Source organism: Microbacterium californiense, from assembly GCF_047246625.1.
Taxonomy (GTDB): domain Bacteria; phylum Actinomycetota; class Actinomycetes; order Actinomycetales; family Microbacteriaceae; genus Microbacterium.
This window is the reverse complement of record NZ_JBFOKQ010000001.1, coordinates 567,450-589,043: the sequence shown is the minus strand read 5'-3', so window position 1 is coordinate 589,043 and position 21,594 is coordinate 567,450. Positions and strand designations below refer to the sequence as shown.

Here is a 21,594-nt window from a genome sequence, read left to right as displayed (position 1 = left end):
CCATGATCGACAACACCGACCTCGAATCGCGCCCGGACATCATCCGTCTGAGGAACATCAGCAAGCAGTTCCGGGTGCGCAAGGACAACAACCTCAAGGACCGCATCGTCCACTTCGGGCGGCACGGCAAGGCGTTCCGCGAGGAGTTCACCGCCGTCCACGAGGTCTCGCTCGACATCAAGGCGGGAACCACCGTCGGACTCCTCGGCCAGAACGGGTCAGGGAAGAGCACGCTGCTGAAGCTCATCGGCGGCATCGTCGCCCCGACGACCGGGACCGTCGAGTCGCGCGGACGCATGGCGGCGCTGCTCGAGCTCGGCGCGGGCTTCCACCCGGACCTCTCCGGGCGTGAGAACGTCTACCTCAATGCCGCGATCCTCGGCCTCAGCCGCAGCCAGATCGACGCCCGATTCGACGAGATCCTCGAGTTCAGCGGCATCGGCGAGTTCATCGACACCGCCGTGAAGTTCTATTCCTCGGGGATGTACGTGCGGCTCGCCTTCGCCGTGGCCGTGCACACCGACCCCGACATCCTCCTCGTCGACGAGGTGCTCGCGGTCGGCGACGAGGCCTTCCAGCGCAAGTGCATGGATCGGATCCACCAGTTCCGCAACGAGGGCCGCACGATCATCCTCGTCAGCCACTCGGCGCAGCAGGTCCAGGAGTTGTGCGACCGCGGCATCCTGCTGCATCACGGCGAGCTGGTGTTCGACGGCGACATCAACGCGGCCGTCGACGGTCTGCGCGACGTGCTCGCCGGCCGCGAGGTGGGGGAGGCCCCTCCCGAGGAGACGATCCACCCGATCCAGGTCAAGCGCATCGAGCTGGTCGACGACGCCGGCGCGAGTGTGAAGGAGCTGCCCACGGGTGCGCCCTTCACCATCCGGGTGCACGTCGACACGCTGCGCCCGATCGACCGCTGGGAGATCGGCTTCAGCATGGACACGCCGCTGGGACAGATGGTCATGGCGTCCAACACCGAGGTCCTCGGCGTCACGCTCGACCGGATCGCCGGTCCCACGGTGGTCGACCTCCGGGTCGCGGACGCGCGGTTCGGTCCCGGAGACTACTTCGTCAATGCGAACGCCGCCGGGGTGAGCGAGCCCAGCAGTCACGGTCTGATGCGCGGGGCGACCCTGCGCGTGCGCACCGACAACACGACCATGGGCACCGTCTCGGGGATGATCAGCGTGACCTCGGCGGAGAAGGAATGACGGGGACGGCCCGCGTCGCAGCGGTCGTCCTCGCGTACCGACCCACCGCGAGCATCGTGGACAACGTCGCGAAGCTCGCGGAGCAGGCCGATGCCATCTACGTGGTGAACAACTCTCCGGAGGACGCGGCGACGGACGAGGTGCTCGCGGTGGTCGACGCGATCGACGCGGTGACGATCCTCGATCAGGGCCGGAACGTCGGCGTCGCGGCCGGCTTCAACGCCGGGATGCGACGGGCGCTGGCAGACGGCCACGACTTCGTGTGGATCTTCGACCAGGACAGCACCGTCGCAGAGGGCATGCTCACGGCACTGCTCGGCGCCTTCGACGCCCCGGGCCGCCCGGTCGCGATCGCCGGGCCCGCACTGCGCGCCGAAGAGACCGGTCACCTGTACGACGGCGAGCTCCGCAGCGGGGTGCGGGACCAGACCGCGCTGATCTCGTCCGGAGCCCTGTTCTCGCGTGCCGCGCTCGAGCGCATCGGCCTCCATGACGAACGGCTCTTCATCGACTACGTCGACCACGACATCTCGTTCCGCGCCCTTCGGGCGGGTCTCCGGCTGGTCAAGGTGTACGACACCGTCCTGGACCACCGCTTCGGCGCCTCCGTCGAATCCCGCTTCCTCGGGCGACGCATCTACCTGTCGAACTACTCGCCGATGCGTCACTACTACATGACCCGGAACCGCATCATCATGATCCGCCGGTACGGTTTCGGCCGATGGTTCTGGGAGGACGCCGCCTACGCGACCAAGGCCTGGATCAAGGTGCTGCTGTGCGAGAGGGACCGCGGTCCCAAGGTGCGCGCGGCGCTGCGGGGTCTGGTCGCCGGCGTGCGGTTCCGTCAGGTGGATACGAAGGTCGACTGAGCTCCGCTCCCGCCGCCTTCGGCAGGAGGAGGCGGCCCGGGTCGGGGTGAGCGTTGCGGATAAGATGGGCGATGATGTCGGAGAAGTCGGGTCGGGTGCTGGTGATCGTTCCCGCGTGGAACGAGGAGTCGAACGTGGGGATCACCGTTCGGGAGATCCTCGCGGCGGATCCGGGGTACGACGTGGTGGTCGTCGACGACGGGTCGACGGACCGGACGGCCGACGTCGCGCGTGAGGCCGGGGCCTCCGTGCTCGTGCTCCCCTTCAACCTCGGAGTGGGCGGCGCGATGAAGACGGGGTTCACCTTCGCGCAGCGGCACGGGTACGAACGGGCCATCCAGGTGGATGCCGACGGGCAGCACAATCCGGCGAACATCGCCGAGGTGCTCGCCGGACTCGCACGCGCCGACATCTCGATCGGCGCCCGCTTCGCGGATGTCGGCGACTACTCGGTGCGAGGACCCCGCCGTTGGGCCATGCTCTTCCTCGCCTCGGTCGTGTCGCGGGTCGCCAAGGCGCGTCTGACGGACGTCACGAGCGGCTTCCGGGCCGCGAACGCACGCGCGATCTCGCAGTACGTCAAGTACTACCCGGCGGAGTACCTCGGCGACACGATCGATTCGCTGGTCGCCGCGGCGCATGCCGGGCTGAGGGTCACCCAGGTGCCGGTCGCGATGCGCCCCCGCAACTTCGGCCGTCCGTCGCAGGGACCGATCGGCTCGACCATCTACCTCTTCCGCTCGGTGTTCGCTCTGGGGCTCGCGCTGATGCGCGGCCGTCGCTGGGAGGCGGGCGCATGATCGTCATCGTCGGCGTGATCTTCGCGCTCTTCATCCTCGCCATCATCGTGTGGATGCTGCTGAGCCACCGTCTGCGCGAGAAGTACGCGATCCTCTGGCTCGTGATCGGGATCGCGATGCTGGTGCTGACGATCTTCCCCGACCTGCTGTTCTGGCTCTCGGAGGTGCTCGGCGTGCAGGTGCCCGCCAACCTGCTCTTCGTGGCCGCGCTGGCGCTGCTCATCGGGGTGACGCTGCACCAGTCGTGGGAGCTCTCGACGGGGGAGGACGAGACGCGGCGGGTCGCCGAAGAGGTCGCCATCCTCCGGGCCGAGATCGAGTCGTTGCGCGCCGAGCGCGACGATCGGGATCGCGCGCCCCGCGACGAGTGACGCGCCTCAGCGGCTGACAGCGAAGAGGTCCGCGTCGCGCAGGCTGGCCCGCGGAGTCGTGCGGGTGATGCTCGACCACGCGAACCACACGAGCGTGCCGAGCGCGACGGCGAACGCGACCGAGCCGATGATCCAGACACCCATCGGGCTGAGCGGGGCGTTCCACCACCACTCGATGTCCCGGTCCAGGTTGAGGCCGGTCACGTCCGCACCGGTGATGTACCGCCGGAGGTTCGTGTGCAGCGCGAGGCTGTTCGCGCCGATCAGGCCCGCCGCGACGATGCCCGCCTGGATGCGGCTCAGCCCCAGCATCGCGTCGCGGATACCGACGAGGGCGACCCCGGCGAGCATGATCACGAGCGGATACACGTAGCGCGGCTGCACTCCCGAGCCGACCAGGATGCCTTCGCGGACGAGGATGTAGAGAGGCACGACGATCAGCGCCGCGACGACTCCGGCCAGCGCGAGCCACTTCCGTCCGTTGCCGTGCCGCAGACCCCAGAACACGACCGCGGCGAACAGGCCGTAGACGGTGCCCCAGACGAGGGTCGGCATCATGGTGTCGAGCCAGCCCAGACCCCAGAGGCCGAGAGACCCGATCCAGAGCTGGGGGAGCTCCTGGATGTTGGAGAAGAGCAGCGAGACGAAGGGCATGTCCCCGGTCTGACTCTCGCTCGTCAGCACGCCCGACTGGCCGCTGGTGAGGAAGAGGGCGGCCGCGATGACGGCGAGGAAGGCCGGCAGGATCAGCTGCAGGAGGAACGCCTTGGTCGGGCGGAACGCGAGCACGATCGCGACGGCCAGGGCGACGATGCCGTAGGCCGCGGAGTCGCTGCGGGAGCCGGCTCCGAAGATCATCAGAGCGGTGGAGAGCACCGCCAGCCCCGCCTTCCGCCGCCCGGTCTGCTCGAAGAAGCCCCAGACAGCGAGCCACAGCCCGCTCGCCTGGAGGATGGCCCAGCTGCTGGGGTTCGCGCTCGGGATCAGGAACATGCCGAGGGGCACCACGCCGATCAGCGCGGACCACACGAGGTTCGGCCGCATGCGCAACGGGAGCAGGAAGAAGAGCGCGCAGAGCGTGCCGACGAACAACAGAGCGTTGAACGCGCGCATCATCAGAATGGAGACGGAGACGTCGTCGGTCACGAAGACCGTCATGGTGCCGTAGAACACGGGCGGGTAGCCGTTGTCGACCCAGTCGCCGCGCAGGGTGCGCGACATGGCGTCCTCGTCGAGGGGACAGGTGGCCGCCTGGTCGGGCTGGAAGGCGTAGCACTGCGCCGCCTCGGCGAGATCCTCGGGAAGCACGCGGACCGCGTCCGACTCGGTGGTCTCGCAGCGGCCCTCGATCGGACCGTTGGCGCACCAGATGCTGCCCATGTGGTAGTCCTCGTCGGGACTCGATCCCTGAGGGGACGACACGCCCCATGCCACGAAGGCGATGAACAGGGCGAGGGGGACGATCACGGCTGCGACGATGTGTCGTGTCCGGCGGGTCATCGCAGAGGGCTCCTCGGTTCGGGGCGCGCGGCCATGCCGCCGATGGTTTCGGCGGTGCGAACGGTCGCGGGTATTCTTGGGGGGTGCGTCTTCACCGAGTCCCATCCTATCCGCGCGCCCCGCGGACCCTTCGATGCACGCCCGCCTCGACCGGAGATCGTCCGGTGCAGGGGCCTGCGCGGTGAGCGGCTCGGGCGAGCGCGCGCTGAGCGTCGTCATCCCCTCGTACAACTCGGCCCCCTGGCTGCCGTCCACGATCGACGCGCTCGCGGAGGCCGTGCGGGTCGCCGGCGCAGCGGTCGAGGTCATCGTCGTCGACGACGGCAGCGATGACGACTCCGACGCCGTGGTGCGGCGCTTGGCGACGACCTTCCCGGGCGACCTGCAGATCGTCCGGCAGGAGAACAGCGGACGCTTCCTCGCGCGCTGGTCCGGCATCGAGCGTGCATCCGCCGACCTCGTGCTGCTGCTGGACTCGAGGGTGATCCTCGCGCCCGACGCCCTGTCGTACCTGCTGTCGGCCGTGGCCGCGGACCCCGCGCCGGCGGGCTGGAACGGCCACGTGCACACCGATCCGACGTCGCCGCTGGTCGGCCGCTTCTGGGAGGTGCCCACGTTCGTCTTCTGGGGGCGGTACCTGCGCGATCCCCGTCCGTACGACTTGACGCCCGAGACCTTCGACTCCGCACCCAAGGGCACCGGCGCCTTCCTCGCGCGCACGGAGACTCTGCGCGAGGCGTTCCTCCAGGCATGGCCCGAAGGCGACGCCAAGCTGATCTCGGACGACACGAAGATCCTGCGATGGGTCGCGGAGCACGGCGGCATCCGCCTGGATCCCGGGTTCTCGGCGACCTACCGCCCCCGGACGACCGTCCGCGGCTTCGTGCAGCACTCCTTCGACCGCGGCACGCTGTTCGTCGACAGCTACGCCGGGACGTCGCTGCTGCGCTCGATCGTCCTCCTCGTCGCTGCGGCCGCGCCGATCGTGGCCCTCGCCCTCCTCGTGTGGCTGACGGCGATCGGAGCCGGGCTCGTCGCCCTCGGCGTGGCGGCGGTGCTGGTGCTCGGGCTGCTCGCGCCGTTGGTCCCGGCGGCGATCAACCGGTGCCCGGGCCGGGCCGTGCTCGCCTACCTGACCTATGTCCTCGTCTTCCTCGTCCCCTTCTGGAGCGGCCTCGTGCGGGGCATCGTGATCCACCGGTCGGCGTTCTCCGACCGGACCCGTTCCGCCGGCTCCCCGGCCTGAAAGGCGCATTCATGATCATCTTCATCTACGGAACCACCGCCGAAGCCATCAAGATCGCGCCCGTGGTCCGACGGCTCGGTCGCCAGGGCATTCCGGTGCAGCACTGGGTCACGCAGCAGCACACCGAGTCGCTGCGCAAGGCGATGCCCGAGCTCGGCTTCCCGGCGCCCACCGAGGTGATCGCCAACGGCTTCCGCGGGAAGCCGCTGAAGTCGCCCGTCCAGATGATCGGGTGGATGTTCGACGTCGCGCGCTGGTCGTTCGGCAACATCCGCCGTATCCGCAGGTCGCTCCCCGCCGGCTCCGTGGTGGTCGTGCACGGCGACACGATGACGACCGTCCTGGGAACCTTCATCGGCCGCCGCCTCAAGGTCCCGGTGGCGCACATCGAAGCCGGCCTGCGGTCGGGCAACTGGAGGCACCCCTTCCCGGAGGAGCTCGACCGGCGCATCGTCGGCAAGTTCGCGCACATCCACTACGTCCCGACCGAGGAGGCGGCGAACAACCTCTCCACGCAGCGGAACGTCGTGCTCACGCACGGGAACACCGCCAAGGATGCGGTCCGCGACGCCGCGCGCGACACCGACGCCGTCACTGAGCCCTACGGCCTCGTGCTGCTGCACCGCTTCGAGTTCATCTCGAACTCGGCGCTGGTCACCGAGACGCTGCAGACGCTGGACCGCCACAGCCCGCTCCCGCTGCACCTGATCGTCGACGCGTATTCGCGGGACGCCATCGAGCAGACGATCTCCGACCTGGGTCTGACGAAGTTCACCGTCATGCCGAAGCTCGAGCACAGCGAGTTCGTCGCGGCGCTGCGCGCGGCGAACTTCGTGGTGACCGATTCCGGCGGGATCCAGCAGGAGGCGGCGGTGTTCGGCATCCCGACCCTCGTGCATCGCAAGGTGTCGGAGAGCCGGGAGGGCATCGGCACCAGCGCCCTCCTCTCCGGCTGGGACCAGAGCGTGGTCGCCGACTTCCTCGCGCATGCCGACGACTATCGCGTCTCGGACGTGGATCCGGGGGCGTCGCCCTCGGACATCATCGTCGAGGACCTCATCGCCCGCGGTCTCGCGCGACCTGCTCCCCGTCCGACCGCCTGAGCGGACCACGACGCGCCGGACGCGGCGCGGACGGGCGGCGACGCGCCTCGCCCCGCGGGCGAAGCGTGGCCCGACGGGCGTCAGACGGCGGCGATCGCCGTGCGCAGTCGCCGCGCGTTCCTCATGTCGATCACGAAGAACGCGATCAGGACGACGGTGCCGATCGCCGCGTAGGAGACCAGCATCCCGGTGATGTCGGGGATGGTGACCGTGAAGGCGATCCACTGGGCGATCGAGGCGGCCAGGAGCAGGATCGCCGCAGCCGGCGAAGCCGAGCTGGTCATCTTGATCATCATCCCCTGGGCGGCGATCCACGGGAGGTACGCGAGTGCGGTCGGGACGAGCAGGTCCGCGGCGGGGGCGTACGCGGCCGGGTAGATGAGCCCCACGATCCAGTCGCCGAGCAGCAGGAACACGATCACCATCGCCACGCTGGTCGCGAGCGACAGCCCGAGGGTCGCGAGCACGCCGATCCGCGACAGGTTCGGGTTGTCGCGGTGCTTGACGAAGCGAGGGAGCAGGTAGAGCGACAGCGTCGACGGGAGCAGGAAGCCCGTCTTCACCAGGACGGTGACGGAGGCGTACATCCCCGCGAGGTCCTCCGGCGCTCCCGCGCGGAGGAAGATGACGTCGGAGCTCGTCAGCCACGCGAACGCCACCGTGAGCACGACGATCGTCATGCCGGCCCGGCTGAAGACGCCCTCCCGGGGACGGGGGACCCGGCGAGCCGTCCAGACGCCTCCCACGACGGCGACGACGAGAGCCGCGAGGACAGCGCCCACGATGCCGCCCAGGCCCGTGCCGATCGCGATCGCGAGCACCGCGAACGCGACACGGGCGATCTGCGAGAACGTCGACCACCAGACGGCTCGGGCGACCTGCGCCGAGCCCTGCAGCAGGCCCATGGCGTCGGCGAACACGAAGCTCAACGGGATCGTGGCGGCCGCGGCCAGGATCACGAGAGGCGTGGTGGCGAGCGCGGAGGCGAGCCACGGCGCGAGGGCGGCCACGACCGCGGCGCCGCCGACGCCGAGAAGGATCGCGTCGAGGGGCCAGCGACGGCGCCGCTCCGGTGCCGCGTCGTCCGACGTGAGGGCGGATGCCGTCTGCACCGTGACGCTGCTCTGCAGAGAGGCGCTGCCGATCGCCGCGACGTTGACGATCACGAAGAACGCTGCGAGGAGGCCGAAGTCGGCGGGGGAGAGGAATCGCGCGCTGAGGAGCTGGAACGCGAACGAGGCGATGATCCCCAGACCGCTCGCGACGCCCACGGCGAGGAGCGCCTTGCCGTGCGACCGCACGTGCACGCCGAGACCGGTCCGCTGGCGTCCCGAGTCCATCACCGTGTCGTGCTCGGCCATCGCGTGATCATCCTGACGTCAGTGGGGGAGTGCGCGAGCGCACCGGTCGTACACGGAGACCCGTGCCGCGGCCATGATACCCGCGGGGTCTGGGGGCACGCCGTGCGACGGCGCAGCTCCACGGCCGTCGTGATGCAGGAGGGTAAGCTTCTTCGTTGTGACACCTCCCCAGGACTCCGACACCGCGGCAGCCGCCGTCAGCGGGACGCGCATCGCCCCGAGCGCCGACGTCTCCGACGACGCGATCATCGGAAGCGGCAGCTCCATCTGGCATCTGGCACAGGTCCGGGAGCGTGCGGAGCTCGGCCGGAACTGCATCGTCGGCCGCGGCGCCTACATCGGCACCGGCGTGCGCATGGGCGACAACTGCAAGGTCCAGAACTACGCCCTCGTCTACGAGCCGGCCGTGCTCGGCGCGGGCGTCTTCATCGGCCCGGCGGTCGTGCTCACCAACGACACCTATCCCCGCGCGGTCACCCCGGACGGCCAGCTGAAGACGGCGGACGACTGGGAGCCGGTCGGCGTCACCATCGCCGAAGGCGCCTCGATCGGCGCTCGGGCGACCTGCGTCGCACCGGTCCGCATCGGCGCCTGGGCCACGGTCGCCGCCGGCGCGGTGGTGGTCAAGGACGTGCCCGACTTCGCGCTCGTGGCCGGCGTGCCCGCGCGACGGATCGGATGGGTCGGCCGCTCCGGCATGCCGCTCACCGAGTCCGAGCCGGGCCTGTGGGTCTGCCCGACGACGGGCGATCGCTATCTCGAGACACAAGGCGTTCTCGCATTGGAGGAACGATGACCGAATTCATCCCGGCGGCGAAGCCGCTGATCGGAGACGACGAGCGCGCGGCCGTGGACCGCGTCCTGCAGAGCGGCATGGTCGCCCAGGGCCCCGAGGTCGCCGCCTTCGAGAAGGAGTTCGCAGGCCACTTCGTGGAGGACCGCCCGGTCGTCGCGGTCAACTCCGGGACCTCCGGTCTGCACCTCGGCCTGCTCGCGGCGGGCGTCGGACCCGGCGACGAGGTCATCGTGCCGTCGTTCACCTTCGCGGCCACGGCCAACGCCGTCGCCCTCACCGGCGCGACCCCCGTCTTCGCGGACATCGAGCCGGAGACGTTCACCCTCGATCCGCGCGCCGTCGAGGCGGCCGTCACGGAGCGTACCCGCGGTATCCTCCCCGTGCACCTCTACGGGCACCCCGCGCGCATGGCCGAGCTGGGCGACGTCGCGGCGAAGCGCGGTCTTGCGCTCTACGAGGATGCCGCGCAGGCCCACGGCGCCGCGCTGAACGGCCGACCCGTCGGCACCTTCGGGGAGATGGCGATGTTCTCGCTCTACCCCACGAAGAACATGACGAGCGGTGAAGGCGGCATGGTCGTCACCGCGGACGAGGAGACCGCCCGTCGCGTGCGCCTGCTGCGCAACCAGGGCATGGAGCGGCAGTACGAGAACGAGCTTATCGGCTACAACGCCCGGATGACGGACATCCACGCGGCGATCGGCCGCGTGCAGCTCACGAAGGTCGATGCCTGGACCGAGAGCCGCCGGAGCAACGCCGCGTTCCTCGATGCGAACCTTACCGGTGTCATCGTCCCGCCGGTGGCGGACGGCGCCCGGCACGTCTACCACCAGTACACGATCCGCGTCGAGGAGGATCGCGACGGCTTCGCCCGCGCGCTCAAGGAGGAGTACTCCATCGGAAGCGGCGTCTACTACCCGATCCCGAACCACCGTCTCCCCTCGCTGCAGCAGTACGCGCCGGGGCTCGACCTGCCCGAGACCGAGCGCGCCGCGCGCGAGGCCGTCTCGCTGCCGGTGCATCCCTCCCTCTCGGCGGAGGACCTCGATCGCATCGTCGCCGCCGTGAACGCGCTGGCCGGAGCGGGCAGCTGATGGCGGCTCTGCGCGCCGGTCTCCTGGGCATCGGTTCCATGGGGCGCCATCACGCGCGGATCCTCCGCGACGTCGAGGGCGTGGAGCTCGTGGCCGTCGCCGATCCGGGAGGGGACCCCTACCGTGTGGCGGGCGGCATCCCCCTTCTCGCGGACGTGCACGAACTGATCGCGGCGCGCATCGACATCGCGGTGGTCGCGATCCCCACCCGGTTCCACGCGGAGGCCGCGCTCGCGCTGGCCGAGGCGGGGGTGCACACCCTCGTCGAGAAGCCCATCGCCGACGACAGCGCCTCCGGCCACCGGGTGAGCGAGAGCTTCGCGGCACGCGGGCTCGTCGGCGCCGTCGGGCACGTGGAGCGCTTCAACCCCGCTCTGCAGCAGCTGCGCCGACGCCTTGCGGAAGGCGACGCGGGATCGGTCTACCAGATCGCCACGCGACGGCAGAGCACCTTCCCCGCCCGCATCGGCGACGTCGGGGTCGCGAAGGACCTCGGCACCCACGACATCGATCTGACGGCCTGGGTCGCCCAGTCGTTCTACTCCTCCGTCAGCGCCCAGACGGCGTTCAAGAGCGGACGCGAGTTCGAGGACATGATCGCCATGACCGGTCGGCTCGAGAACGGGATCGTGACGAACCACCTCATCAACTGGCTCAGTCCGATGAAGGAGCGCGTCACCATGGTGACGGGCGAGCGCGGCACGTTCGTCGCCGACACGGCGACGGGCGACCTGACGTTCCACGCCAACGGCACAGAGCCGCTGGAGTGGGAGTCGGTCTCCTGGTTCCGCGGGGTCTCGGAGGGCGACGTCACGCGCTTCGCCTTCGCCAAGCGAGAGCCTCTGCGCTCGGAGCTCGAGGCGTTCCGCGATGCCGTGCTCGGACAGCCGAGCGAACTGTCGACCATGGGCGAGGCGGTGCACACGCTCGAGGTCGTCGAGTCGGCGCTGGAGTCCGCTCGCGACGGCGGGAAGCTGGTGAGCATTGGGCGCGCAGGGAGCTGACCTCCTGGTCGTGGGCTCCGGCTTCTTCGGACTCACGATCGCGGAGCGGGCCGCGGAGGCGGGCCGGAAGGTCACGGTCATCGACCGCCGCTCCCACATCGGCGGCAACGCCTACAGCGAGGCGGAGCCCGAGACGGGGATCGAGGTGCACCGCTACGGCGCGCACCTCTTCCACACGTCCAACCCCACGGTCTGGGAGTACGTCAACCGCTTCACCTCGTTCACCGACTACGTCCACCGCGTCTACACGACCCACAAGGGCACGGTGTTCCCGATGCCGGTGAACCTCGGCACGATCAACCAGTTCTTCCAGTCGGCCTACACGCCCGACCAGGCGCGCGCGCTCGTGCGGCAGCAGGCAGGCGAGTTCGACGTCAAGACCGCCGAGAACTTCGAGGAGAAGGGGATCGCGCTCGTCGGGCGACCGCTCTTCGAGGCGTTCTTCCGCGATTACACGGCGAAGCAGTGGCAGACCGACCCGCAGAAGCTCTCCGGCGACATCATCAGCCGGCTGCCCGTGCGCTACACCTACGACAACCGCTACTTCAACGACACCTGGGAGGGGCTGCCGACCGACGGGTACACGGCCTGGCTGGAGCGCATGGCCGACCATCCCCGCATCGAGGTCGAGCTGGGCGTCGACTTCTTCGACTCCTCGCAGCCCCTGCACAAGGCCGCGACCGTCGGCCAACTGCCCATCGTGTACACCGGGCCGGTCGACCGCTACTTCGACTACGCGGAAGGTGCTCTCAGCTGGCGCACGCTCGACTTCGAGCAGGAGGTGCTTCCGATCCGGGACTTCCAGGGCACCAGCGTCATGAACTACCCCGACATGGACGTGCCCTTCACGCGCATCCACGAGTTCAAGCACTTCCATCCCGAGCGCAAGGACGTGTACGAGTCCGACAAGACCGTGATCATGCGGGAGTTCTCGCGGTTCGCGGGGCGGGACGACGAGCCGTACTACCCGGTCAACACGCCCACCGACCGCCAGGGTCTGCTCGCCTACCGGGAGCTGGCGAAGGGGGAGGCCGACGTTCACTTCGGCGGACGCCTGGGCACCTATCAGTACCTCGACATGCACATGGCGATCGGCTCGGCGCTGTCGCTGTGGAACAATCAGCTGGCGTGAGCCTCGCGGAGGATGCCGCCGGTTCGGAGGCGTCCGGGCGCGATCAGTAGACTCGACCCCATGCCTGCCTCGTCATCGCCTGCCGCCACGCCCTCGACGTCGCCAACCGCGACGCGCGGAACCACGGAGACGCGGGCGCCCCGGCTCTGGTCGCGCACGACCACGGCGCTGCTGCTCCTGGTCGGCGTGGTGATGGGCGCGATCGGGTTCGCGACCGTGATGTCGATGGGGGACATGCTCTGGCACAGCGGCCGGGACGCCGAGCTCGTCGCCACCTACGACGCCTATCAGGAGACCGGCACCCTCCTCATCAAGGAGACGGGTTCCGGCTCGTACGGCGTGCAGGCGCCCGCGGACGGTCCGCTCACCTTCGCGACGTGGGACGACGACCCCGGGTCGTACCTCATCGCCAGCCTCATGTCGCACGTGACCGGATCGTCTTCGCCGTACCCCGGTCTGACGATCGCCCAGGGTCTCCTCGTGGCGATCCCGCTGGTCTGGCTTCCGCTCGCCGTCGCCCGGATCGTGGGCCGAGCCCGCGCGGGGTTCGCGATGATCCTCCTGCCGTTGGTCACCTGGCTGTTCAACCACGGTGCGACCCTCGTCGGAACCGAGTACGGCCTCTCGGACCAAGTGAGCACGCTCCCGGTCTACTCGCTGTACGGAACCGCCGCGTCGTTGGCGTTCCTCTCGCTCTCGCTGATCGTCCTGCTCAGCGCCTACCGCCTGAACCTCGTGGGCCTGATCGGCGCCACGCTCGGCATCGCCGTGCTGGCGGCGTTCGGCAACATGTCGCGATCCCTGTCGGGGATGGGGATCGCGGCCGCCGTCGGCATCCTGTGGTGGATCTTCGCCCGAGGCCGATGGCGGTGGGTCTCCGCCATCGGCGGCGCGCTCGTGACGATCCTGCTGGCGACGGTGATCCAGACCGGCATCATGACGGCGATCAACGCCCAGCGGGCGGAGACCACCGGACAGGCCATGACCGAGGTGCCGGACGCTCACACGGCGTGGCACTCGCTGTATCTCGGGCTGTCGTACCCCACACCGCTGAACGGCCAGGCGTCGCACTTCCCCGTCACCTGGTCCGACGAGTTCGGCTGGGAGAAGGCCCGCGAGGTCGACCCCGACGTGCTGGTCGCGAGCGAGAAGTACGACGCGATCCTCAAGGACCTGTACCTGGAGCAGGTGCTCGCCGACCCCGTCGGGGCCGTGAAGCTGTACCTCCAGAAGTCCCTCTTCCTCGCCAAGCACTTCGGCGGACTGCTGCTCTTCATCGTCATCGGGTTCGTGGTCGGGATGTCGGTGCGGTCTCGGCCGCGTCCGCTTCTCGGGAGGGTGCTGGCCATCGCCGCGCCCCTGCTGCTCCTGGGCCTCGTGCCGGCCATCCTGGTCATGCCGATGCTGTACTACTACTCCGAGCTCTCCGCGGCTCTCGGGCTGCTGGCCGCCGTGTCGCTCGGTGTCATCGTGTGGGCGCTGACGTCCTGGCCGGCCCGGGCGCGCGCCCGGGAGGCGCGCCGCCTGCAGGCGCCCGAGGCATCGGATGCCGAGGCAGGGGTGAGCGTCGTTCTCGACGCCGATGCGCTCGACCGCGACGCCGTGACCGTGGTCGCGGCGGAGCTGTCGGAGGGCGACGAGGTCATCCTGGTGTCCGCGACGGCGGATGCCCCGGGCTCCGGCGCCGACGCCACGACGACCGGCGCGGACGTTCGGCACCTCACGCGACCCGGCTCCGGGGCGGGTGAGCGCCTGCGATCCGGCATCCTGCAGACGACGGGGCGCCGTGTGATCGTGCTCGGAGCGCCCTGGAGCGGCTCCGCCGCGGACCTGATCGAGGCCGCACGGCTGTCGGAGGGTGAGACGTCGCCCGCGGTTCCGGCGGACGAGCCGCGTGACGTCATGCGGGACGCCCTGCTGGGTTCGGCCGAGACGGCTCCCCGGCGCTTCGCCCTCGACGGAGCCGACGCCCGCGGCCTCGCCCACGTCTCGAAGGAGACCGGACCCCTGTGGTTCGACGAGATGCGGTTCGGTGCGGCCGAGAAGGGGGCGAACGTCGTCGCGCTCGGCAACGGATCGTCGGCCGAGCCCCGCCCCTCGTTCCGCACCCGGGCTGCCGGCTTCGGCCGGATCGCCCTGCGGCGCGAGGAGTACGCGGCGGCTCCGTCCCGCTGAGGGGGCGTGGGTCGTGCCCACGGCCGGGATCAGGAGGCGACGGCCATCGTCAGGCGGATGCCCTGCAGCGTGCGGGCGATGCCGTCGGCGAGGTTCGTCGAGGCCCGCTGGTCCAGATCGGGCCAGACCGTCGATCGCATGCGGAGATCCCGGCTCTGCAGCGCCGAGACCGGTGAGCTGCCCATGACGATCTCGGGCCGCCGTCCGACCACGCGGCGGAATTCGCCCAACAGCGCTCCGATGCTCACCGAGCGTCCCGAGGCGAGCACCTTCATCCGGTACGCGCCGGTCGGCTCCTGGACGAGCCGCTCGCAGGTCGCGAGGACGAGGGCGGCGCAGTCATCCACGAAGATGTAGTCGCGCAGGGTGTCGAGAGGCACGTACACCGACAGCGGCGTGCGCCGCACATGCGCGCGGCAGAGGTGCGAGATCAGACCCTGCGGCTTCGCGAGACTCTGACCCGGACCGTACAGGTTCGCGATGCGTCCGACCACGCAGCGCACCGAGGCGCCTGCGGCGAACCGCTCGGCGGCGCGTTCGATCTCCTGCTTGGCGAGCCCGTAATCCCCGAGAGGGTGGGGAGGCGTCGACTCGTCGAAGGGGGCGCCGTGGGATCCGGCGTACATCGCGCCCGCCGAGGACGCGACGAACAGCAGGCCCCGTTCGCGCACCTCCGGCGGCAGCGCGGCGATCGCCGCGAGCAGGCTCTCGAAGCGGGCGACCTCCGTGTGCAATGACGCGGCGCTGGACCCGGTGACCCCCACGCCCGCACACCAGAAGACACGCCAGGGTCGGTCTCCGGCGTGCGCCACCAGGTGCTCGACGCCGGCGCGGAGGTCGTCCTCCGCCTCCGGTCCTCCCCATCGGATGACCGGTCCGCGCCAGGCGGGCGTCCCTCGAAGGCTCAGGCTGCGCACGACGGCGGAACCGAGCAGACCTCGGGCGCCGATCACCCAGTCGACGGGCGTCATCCGAGCTTCTTGCGCCTGCCGAGCGGGCCGTCGGCGGGATCGCTGACGATGAGGTACGGGGGCTTGCCCATGGCCATGTTGACCGCCATCCCCAGGTACTCCGCGACCATGCCCAGGGAGATCAGCAATGCCCCGGAGGTGAGCAGGATGACGGTCATGAGCGAGGTCCACCCGGCCGGCAGGTCGGCCCCGAGGAACCACTGCACCACGAAGACGATCGCGAGGATCACGCCGATCGCGGCGAACGTCGCCCCGACGAGGGCGACGACGCGCAGGGCGCGGGTGCCGCTCGACAGCACGAGTTTCCAGAAGTGACTGAGCAGCTTGCGGCCGGAGTAGCCCGACACGCGCTCGCCCTCGTCGCGGAAGTGGACGTCGGCGGTGACGGCGCGGGAGGCCACCCACCCGAAGGCGATGTCGAGGTACACCCCGGAACCGGCGTAGGCGGCGACGCTGCGGCCGATCTCGCCCAGGATGAGGCGGAAGCTCTGGAAGTCGGAGGTCTTCTGCCCGTCGGCGAGCCCCGACATCAGGGCTTTCGCCCCGCGGGAGGAGGCGTTGCGCAGAGCGCCGTGCGGCTTGGTCGTGATCGGCTTGGCGTAGACGAGCGGCGCATCGTTCGCGACGGCCGCGTCGAGCAGCACACCGATGTCCGCGGGGTCGTGCTGGCCGTCCTCGTCGATCGTGGCGATCCATTCCGAACCGCTCGAGGCCATGCCCGCGAGGGTGGCGGCGTGCTGACCGAAGTTGCGGCTGAGCCAGACGGGGCGCACGAAGTCGAACTCGGCGGCGAGGGCGCGGATGACCGAGGCGGAATCGTCGGGACCGTTGTCATGGACGAGCAGGACCTCGCTGACCCGCCACGGGATGCCGGCGGGGGAGAGCGTCATCTCGGTGACCGCGAGGATCTCGTCGACGAGTGACCGCAGCGTCAGCTCGCCCTTGTAGACCGGCACCACAATCGAGATCTCGTGCGGGTCGGCAGTGACGTCTGAGGACATGGGGGCCTTCGCGGTCGAGCGAGGAGGGGTCCGTCGCCGCACTAGACTAGCAATCCGGGACAATCGTTACGAAATCGGTGGGCGGTCCATGCGAGCATCTCTACGCCGCGTCCTCGCGAGGGTTCTCGGGGACCAGCGGGTGCGCTTCCTCGCCGTCGGCGGCGTGAACACGGTGCTCGGCTACGCGATCTACGCCGTGCTCGCGCAGTGGGTGTTCGCCCACGTGCCGCTGGGGTACTTGCTCGCGCTCATCATCTCCTACGCCATCGCGATCTGCGTGGCGTTCGTGCTCTACCGTCGCTTCGTCTTCGTCGTCAAAGGCAACGTGCTGGTCGACTTCGTCCGCTTCGTCGGCGTCTACGCGGTCTCGATCCTGGCCAACGCCGCCGCGCTCCCGGTGCTGGTGGAGCTCCTCCACCTGCACCCCCTCGTGGCGCAGGCGATCGTCCTGGTGGTGACGACGCTCATCAGCTTCGTGGGCCACAAGCACTTCTCGTTCCGGCGTCGCAAGCCCGCGGCGCCGGTCGCGGACACCCCTGCGTCCCCTCAGGGTTCGTCGGGCCCCGGCCCCATAGACTCGTCATCGTGAGTCACGCTGCCGTCGGGGCGCCCGGGACGCCCCGGCGCTATCTGCATTCGCTGTGGCTGCTGTCCGCGCGCGATCTCAAGGTGCGCTACTCGACGAGCTTCCTCGGCTACCTCTGGTCGGTGCTCGACCCGCTCGTGATGAGCGCGATCTACTGGTTCGTCTTCACCCAGATCTTCCACCGGGACGTGGGGGAAGAGCCGTACATCGTGTTCCTGATCAGTGCACTGCTGCCCTGGGTGTGGTTCAACTCGTCCGTCTCCGACTTCACCCGTGCGTTCAAGAAGGACGCGCGTCTGGTGCGCTCCACGTCCATCCCGCGATCCATCTGGGTGAACCGCATCGTCCTCAGCAAGGGCATGGAGTACCTCTTCTCCCTGCCCGTGCTGGTGCTGTTCGTCGTCTTCACCCCCGGCACCGAGGTGGGCTGGGGCGTGCTGTGGATGCCGGTGGCCATGCTCCTGCAGACCATCCTGCTGGTCGGGCTCGGCCTGCTGGTCGCCCCGCTGTGCGTCATGTTCGTCGACCTCGAGCGCACGACCGCCCTCATCCTGCGGGCGATGTTCTACGCGACCCCGATCATCTACAACGTCACCGATCTCCCGGGCCTGTTCCAGACGCTGGGCGCCTTCAACCCGCTCGCCGGGATCTTCATGCTCTACCGGATGCCGTTCTTCCCCGACCAGTGGAACCTGTTCACGCTGACGGTCAGCGTGGTCATGACCTTCGCGATCCTGGGGCTCGGCGCGTGGGTGTTCCGGGCCATGGAGCGTCCGGTGCTGAAGGAGCTGTGATGGAAGCGGCGATCGAAGTCGAGGATCTCGGGGTGCACTTCCGGCGCAACCGGCGCGGCCGCCGGAGCTTCAAGGATCTCTTCGCCGGAGCGTCCCGGCGCTCGCGTCCGGGGGAGTTCTGGGCCCTGCGCGGGGTGTCCTTCCGCGTCCACGCCGGCGAGTCGATCGGCGTCGTCGGTCGCAACGGCCAGGGCAAGTCGACCCTGCTCCGCCTCGTCGCGGGCGTTCTCCTGCCGGATGAGGGTCACGTCACCGTGAACGGCGGCGTCGCCCCGCTCATCGAGATCACGGGCGGCTTCGTCGGTGACCTGACCGTGCGCGAGAACGTGCGGCTCACTGCGGGTCTGCACGGGATGTCACGCGACGAGGTGTCGCGCCGGTACGACGACATCATCGCCTTCGCGGAGCTCGCGGGCTTCGAGGAGACCCCCTACAAGCACCTTTCCAACGGCATGAAGGTGCGGCTGGCGTTCTCGGTCGTCTCGCAGCTCGACGAGCCGATCCTGCTCGTCGACGAGGTGCTGGCGGTCGGTGACAAGGCCTTCCGGGAGAAGTGCTACAAGCGCATCGATGAGCTGCTCGCCGATGGGCGCACGCTCTTCTTCGTCAGCCACAACGAACGCGACCTCCGGCGGTTCTGCACCCGTGGGCTCTACCTCGACAAGGGTGGCCTCGTGCTCGATGCGCCGATCGCGGAGGTCCTCGAGCGCTACAACGCCGACTACTCCGCCTAGCGCGAAACCCTCATCGACGCAGCGGCGGACGCCCGCCGTCGCTCCGGCTCAGAGTCCAACGACCGCGGCCAGGTTCTGCACGGCGCTGCGCGCCGCATCCACGGCGCCCGAGACGCCGGAGCCGCTGGAGATCGCTCCACGGAGCTCGGCGAGACGCTGCGCGTACGCGGAGACGCCGTCGCGCCACTGCGGGTCGATGGACGACGGCGGCAGGGCATCCGACAGTCGCTGCGCATCCTGCTCGAGGGTGTCGAGCACCGCCAGTCCGTCCTGTCCGCTCGAGCCGGCGATGATGTCGAGCCCGCGGGGCGCGTCGGTGATCCATCCGCTGACCTGGCTGCGGAACGTCTCGATCGTGGGGTCGGCCGGGACCGGCGGCGTGTTCGCGGGCGGCTCGGAGGAGTCGGGGTCCGGCGACGCCTCGGGCGAGGCGGACGGGTCGGGCGTCGCCGATCCGGTCGGGGACGACGACGGGCTCGGGCTCGCACTCGCGTCCGGCGTCGGCGCATCGCCGCGGGGGAGGAGGAAGAACAGCAGGGCGCCCACGATCGCGAGCGCCGCGATGGCGAGTCCGACGATCAGCCACAGCCGACGGCGGTTCTTCGGCTTGCTCTCGAGAGGTGCCCAGCGGATGTCGGGCTGCGGCGACTCGGCCATCGTCATGCCTCCAGAGGGGCCATGGGCTGCCAGGAGCGGTCGCGTGAGATGCGTCCGCCCTCCCGCAGACCGCGGAAGAGGTTGCTCGTGCCCCGCACGGTCCGCTCGACGAAGAAGAGGCGGATGAGCTCCTTCGCGAACGTCATCGCGGTTCCGAGGCCGAAGAGCACCGGGTTGTAGACGCCGTGGGTGCGGTAGTAGTGCTTGATGAAGGCCCGGTTGCGCATGATGTAGAAGCGGTAGGCGTTGCTCGAGGCGTTCATGTGGCGGATGCCCATGTCCCACTGCTTGATCTCACGGGTGCGACGCAGCACGAACTCGTCGACGATCACGGCCGTGGTCTTTCGGGAGGCGAGCCAGCCGTACATCTGGTCGTCCCAGTAGATGAAGAAGCGCGGGTCGGGGAGGCCGATCTGGGCGACGATCGAGCGGTGGATGAACATCCCCTCGAAGCATCCGCTGTTCATCTCCTTGAACCCCGAGGCGTCGAAGCCGGACGGGGCGAAGGGGATCGGGATGCCCATGCGGTCGGCGATGCGGTACTGCCAGTAGAACTCGCTGCCGTCGTAGTCGTACCGGCGCCCCTGGATGCTCTTGAACCGCGGCGCCCACTTGCCCATCTTGGCGAGGCCGTCGGGAAGCACCTCGACGTCGTCGTCCATCATCCAGATCCATTCGGACCCGATCTCGTAGGCGGTGCGCATGCCCTCGCTGAACCCGCCCGAGCCGCCGGTGTTCGTCTCGAGGCGTCGGTAGACGACCTCGGTGCCGATCCGCTCGCGGAAGGAGTCCACGACCTCGGTCGTGTCGTCGGCGGAGGCGTTGTCGATGATCACGACGTGCCCCGGCTTCGGGTCCATGCCGGAGATGCTCTCCAGCAGGCCCGTGAGGAGGTGGGAGCGGTTGTACGTGACGATGACGATGGTCGCGGTCTTCGGATCGAAGACGGCGGATGCCGGGGTCACGCGCGCTCTCCGGCGACGGCCAGGGGAGCGGGGTCGTGCTCGAGGGGGAAGACGGTGTGCAGGACGTGAGCCACGGGGGAGTTCTCCGAAGGGGATGTGCGCCGGCTGCCGCCGAGACGGGGCAGGGTGCTCTGCGAGCACTGATCAGCCTACCCTCCGCGGCTCGGCGGACGCGGGGCGCCACCCCGGTCGGGCGGAGGCACCACGATACGATGACGCGATGAAGGTATTGATCACGGGCGGCGCCGGGTACATCGGATCCACCGTCGCGACGGCGTGCCTGGAGGCCGGCATCGAGACGGTCCTCATCGACGACCTGTCGACCGGGCTGCGCGCGTTCGGCGAGGGCCGCTCGCTCTATGTGGGAGACATCGCCGACGAGGCCTTCGTCGATGCCGTGCTCGCGGAGCATCCCGACGTCGACGCGGTCATCCACTGCGCGGCCCGGATCGTCGTGCCCGAGTCCGTCGCGGAGCCGCTCGGATACTACGACGCGAACGTCGGCAAGTCCGTCCGGCTGTTCCAGCGGCTGCGGGCGGCGGGGATCGACCGCATCGTCTTCAGCTCGTCGGCATCGGTCTACGCGGGCGATGCGGGGGAGGGCGTCGCCGAGGACGGGATTCTGGCGCCCGCGAGCCCGTATGCGACCACCAAGGCCATGGTGGAGCAGATCCTGCGTGACGCGGCCGCGGCGGGAGACGTCCGTGCGATCGCGCTCCGGTACTTCAATCCGATCGGTGCGGACCCCCGCCTGCGCACGGGTCTGCAGAACCCCCGGCCCTCGCACGCGCTGGGCAAGATCATGCAGGCTCGGGCCGAGGGCGTGCCGTTCACCATCACCGGCACCGACTGGCCCACCCGGGACGGGTCGGGTCTGCGCGACTACATCCACGTCTGGGACCTGGCGCTGGCGCACGTCGCCGCGGTCCAGCGCTTCGACGAGATCTCGCCGACGACCTCGCCCTACCGGGTGATCAACATCGGGACCGGCGACGGGGTCACCGTGCGCGAGCTCGTCGCGGCGTTCGAGCGCGTCACGGGTGAGGCCCTGGACGTCGTCGACGCCCCTCGACGTCCCGGCGATCAGGCGGGGGCGTTCGCGATCGTCGACCGTGCCCACGAGCAGCTGGGCTGGCGCGCGGAGCGGTCCATCGACGACGGCGTACGCGACGCGCTCGCGTGGTCGCAGCGGCTGCCGGCGCTGATCGGCGCCTGAGCGGC

General features: G+C 69.7%; 21 protein-coding genes. 15 read left to right on the top strand and 6 right to left on the bottom strand.

Annotated elements, in window-relative coordinates:
- Nucleotides 1-2: 2 nt before the first annotated feature.
- From AB3M82_RS02890 to AB3M82_RS02875, 4 genes are all read left to right on the top strand, one after another.
- Nucleotides 3-1,214, top strand: coding sequence for an ABC transporter ATP-binding protein (locus AB3M82_RS02890; RefSeq protein ID WP_412955480.1), 1,212 nt, complete (start codon nucleotides 3-5; stop codon nucleotides 1,212-1,214).
- A complete protein-coding gene (locus tag AB3M82_RS02885; protein WP_412955479.1) occupies nucleotides 1,211-2,083 on the top strand; it encodes a glycosyltransferase family 2 protein in 873 nt (290 codons plus the stop codon). The genes AB3M82_RS02890 and AB3M82_RS02885 overlap by 4 nt, the downstream gene beginning before the upstream one ends.
- Nucleotides 2,084-2,154: 71 nt before the next feature.
- The gene (locus AB3M82_RS02880) at nucleotides 2,155-2,883 is read left to right on the top strand and encodes a glycosyltransferase family 2 protein (protein ID WP_412955478.1); all 729 of its coding nucleotides are present in this window, start codon (nucleotides 2,155-2,157) and stop codon (nucleotides 2,881-2,883) included.
- Nucleotides 2,880-3,254, top strand: a complete 375-nt coding sequence (locus AB3M82_RS02875; protein ID WP_412955477.1) for a DUF2304 domain-containing protein — start codon at nucleotides 2,880-2,882, stop codon at nucleotides 3,252-3,254. Before AB3M82_RS02880 ends, AB3M82_RS02875 begins: the two co-directional genes overlap by 4 nt.
- A gap of 6 nt (nucleotides 3,255-3,260) precedes the next feature.
- Here the strand turns inward: AB3M82_RS02875 and AB3M82_RS02870 are convergent, their stop codons facing one another.
- Nucleotides 3,261-4,754, bottom strand: a complete 1,494-nt coding sequence (locus AB3M82_RS02870; protein WP_412955476.1) for a DUF2142 domain-containing protein — start codon at nucleotides 4,752-4,754, stop codon at nucleotides 3,261-3,263.
- Between the two features lie 181 nt (nucleotides 4,755-4,935).
- On the opposite strand from AB3M82_RS02870, the gene AB3M82_RS02865 reads away from it, so the two are divergent.
- Together AB3M82_RS02865 and AB3M82_RS02860 are read left to right on the top strand one after the other, a co-directional pair.
- Nucleotides 4,936-6,000 carry a glycosyltransferase family 2 protein gene (locus tag AB3M82_RS02865; protein ID WP_412955475.1) on the top strand — a complete coding sequence of 355 codons (1,065 nt, stop codon included), beginning with the start codon at nucleotides 4,936-4,938 and terminating at the stop codon, nucleotides 5,998-6,000.
- An 11-nt stretch (nucleotides 6,001-6,011) separates the two neighbouring features.
- Nucleotides 6,012-7,103: a UDP-N-acetylglucosamine 2-epimerase gene (locus AB3M82_RS02860; protein ID WP_412955474.1), complete on the top strand. Its 1,092-nt coding sequence runs from the start codon at nucleotides 6,012-6,014 to the stop codon at nucleotides 7,101-7,103.
- Nucleotides 7,104-7,183: 80 nt separating this feature from the next.
- Here AB3M82_RS02860 and AB3M82_RS02855 read toward each other — a convergent pair whose 3' ends face one another.
- Complete coding sequence (locus AB3M82_RS02855; RefSeq protein WP_412955473.1) at nucleotides 7,184-8,464, bottom strand: lipopolysaccharide biosynthesis protein; 1,281 nt, start codon at nucleotides 8,462-8,464, stop codon at nucleotides 7,184-7,186.
- 157 nt (nucleotides 8,465-8,621) lie between these two features.
- Here AB3M82_RS02855 and AB3M82_RS02850 point away from each other — a divergent pair, with 157 nt between their 5' ends.
- Genes AB3M82_RS02850 through AB3M82_RS02830 form a run of 5 tightly spaced genes read left to right on the top strand, consistent with a single transcriptional unit; the run spans nucleotide 8,622 to nucleotide 14,665 of the window.
- Nucleotides 8,622-9,260: an acyltransferase gene (locus AB3M82_RS02850; RefSeq protein ID WP_412955472.1), complete on the top strand. Its 639-nt coding sequence runs from the start codon at nucleotides 8,622-8,624 to the stop codon at nucleotides 9,258-9,260.
- Nucleotides 9,257-10,354: a DegT/DnrJ/EryC1/StrS family aminotransferase gene (locus AB3M82_RS02845; RefSeq protein ID WP_412955471.1), complete on the top strand. Its 1,098-nt coding sequence runs from the start codon at nucleotides 9,257-9,259 to the stop codon at nucleotides 10,352-10,354. The genes AB3M82_RS02850 and AB3M82_RS02845 overlap by 4 nt, the downstream gene beginning before the upstream one ends.
- The gene (locus tag AB3M82_RS02840; RefSeq protein WP_412955470.1) at nucleotides 10,354-11,358 is read left to right on the top strand and encodes a Gfo/Idh/MocA family oxidoreductase; all 1,005 of its coding nucleotides are present in this window, start codon (nucleotides 10,354-10,356) and stop codon (nucleotides 11,356-11,358) included. The genes AB3M82_RS02845 and AB3M82_RS02840 overlap by 1 nt, the downstream gene beginning before the upstream one ends.
- The gene (gene glf, locus AB3M82_RS02835) at nucleotides 11,339-12,490 is read left to right on the top strand and encodes a UDP-galactopyranose mutase (RefSeq protein ID WP_412955469.1); all 1,152 of its coding nucleotides are present in this window, start codon (nucleotides 11,339-11,341) and stop codon (nucleotides 12,488-12,490) included. Before AB3M82_RS02840 ends, glf begins: the two co-directional genes overlap by 20 nt.
- Before the next feature lie 60 nt (nucleotides 12,491-12,550).
- Nucleotides 12,551-14,665 carry a hypothetical protein gene (locus AB3M82_RS02830; RefSeq protein WP_412955468.1) on the top strand — a complete coding sequence of 705 codons (2,115 nt, stop codon included), beginning with the start codon at nucleotides 12,551-12,553 and terminating at the stop codon, nucleotides 14,663-14,665.
- A 29-nt stretch (nucleotides 14,666-14,694) separates the two neighbouring features.
- Here AB3M82_RS02830 and AB3M82_RS02825 read toward each other — a convergent pair whose 3' ends face one another.
- Nucleotides 14,695-15,636, bottom strand: coding sequence for an NAD-dependent epimerase/dehydratase family protein (locus AB3M82_RS02825; RefSeq protein WP_412955467.1), 942 nt, complete (start codon nucleotides 15,634-15,636; stop codon nucleotides 14,695-14,697).
- Nucleotides 15,633-16,637, bottom strand: a complete 1,005-nt coding sequence (locus AB3M82_RS02820) for a glycosyltransferase (RefSeq protein WP_412955466.1) — start codon at nucleotides 16,635-16,637, stop codon at nucleotides 15,633-15,635. The genes AB3M82_RS02825 and AB3M82_RS02820 overlap by 4 nt, the downstream gene beginning before the upstream one ends.
- A gap of 88 nt (nucleotides 16,638-16,725) precedes the next feature.
- Between AB3M82_RS02820 and AB3M82_RS02815 the strand changes: the two genes are divergently transcribed.
- Genes AB3M82_RS02815 through AB3M82_RS02805 form a run of 3 tightly spaced genes read left to right on the top strand, consistent with a single transcriptional unit; the run spans nucleotide 16,726 to nucleotide 18,751 of the window.
- A complete protein-coding gene (locus tag AB3M82_RS02815; protein ID WP_412955465.1) occupies nucleotides 16,726-17,226 on the top strand; it encodes a GtrA family protein in 501 nt (166 codons plus the stop codon).
- Complete coding sequence (locus tag AB3M82_RS02810) at nucleotides 17,223-18,017, top strand: ABC transporter permease (RefSeq protein WP_412955464.1); 795 nt, start codon at nucleotides 17,223-17,225, stop codon at nucleotides 18,015-18,017. The genes AB3M82_RS02815 and AB3M82_RS02810 overlap by 4 nt, the downstream gene beginning before the upstream one ends.
- Nucleotides 18,017-18,751: an ABC transporter ATP-binding protein gene (locus tag AB3M82_RS02805; RefSeq protein ID WP_412955463.1), complete on the top strand. Its 735-nt coding sequence runs from the start codon at nucleotides 18,017-18,019 to the stop codon at nucleotides 18,749-18,751. Before AB3M82_RS02810 ends, AB3M82_RS02805 begins: the two co-directional genes overlap by 1 nt.
- Nucleotides 18,752-18,799: 48 nt before the next feature.
- Here the strand turns inward: AB3M82_RS02805 and AB3M82_RS02800 are convergent, their stop codons facing one another.
- A complete protein-coding gene (locus tag AB3M82_RS02800; RefSeq protein ID WP_412955462.1) occupies nucleotides 18,800-19,414 on the bottom strand; it encodes a hypothetical protein in 615 nt (204 codons plus the stop codon).
- On the bottom strand, nucleotides 19,411-20,373 hold the full coding sequence (locus AB3M82_RS02795) for a glycosyltransferase (RefSeq protein WP_412955461.1): 963 nt from the start codon (nucleotides 20,371-20,373) through the stop codon (nucleotides 19,411-19,413). The genes AB3M82_RS02800 and AB3M82_RS02795 overlap by 4 nt, the downstream gene beginning before the upstream one ends.
- 220 nt (nucleotides 20,374-20,593) lie before the next feature.
- Here AB3M82_RS02795 and galE point away from each other — a divergent pair, with 220 nt between their 5' ends.
- The gene (gene galE / locus AB3M82_RS02790) at nucleotides 20,594-21,589 is read left to right on the top strand and encodes a UDP-glucose 4-epimerase GalE (RefSeq protein WP_412955460.1); all 996 of its coding nucleotides are present in this window, start codon (nucleotides 20,594-20,596) and stop codon (nucleotides 21,587-21,589) included.
- Nucleotides 21,590-21,594: the final 5 nt, after the last annotated feature.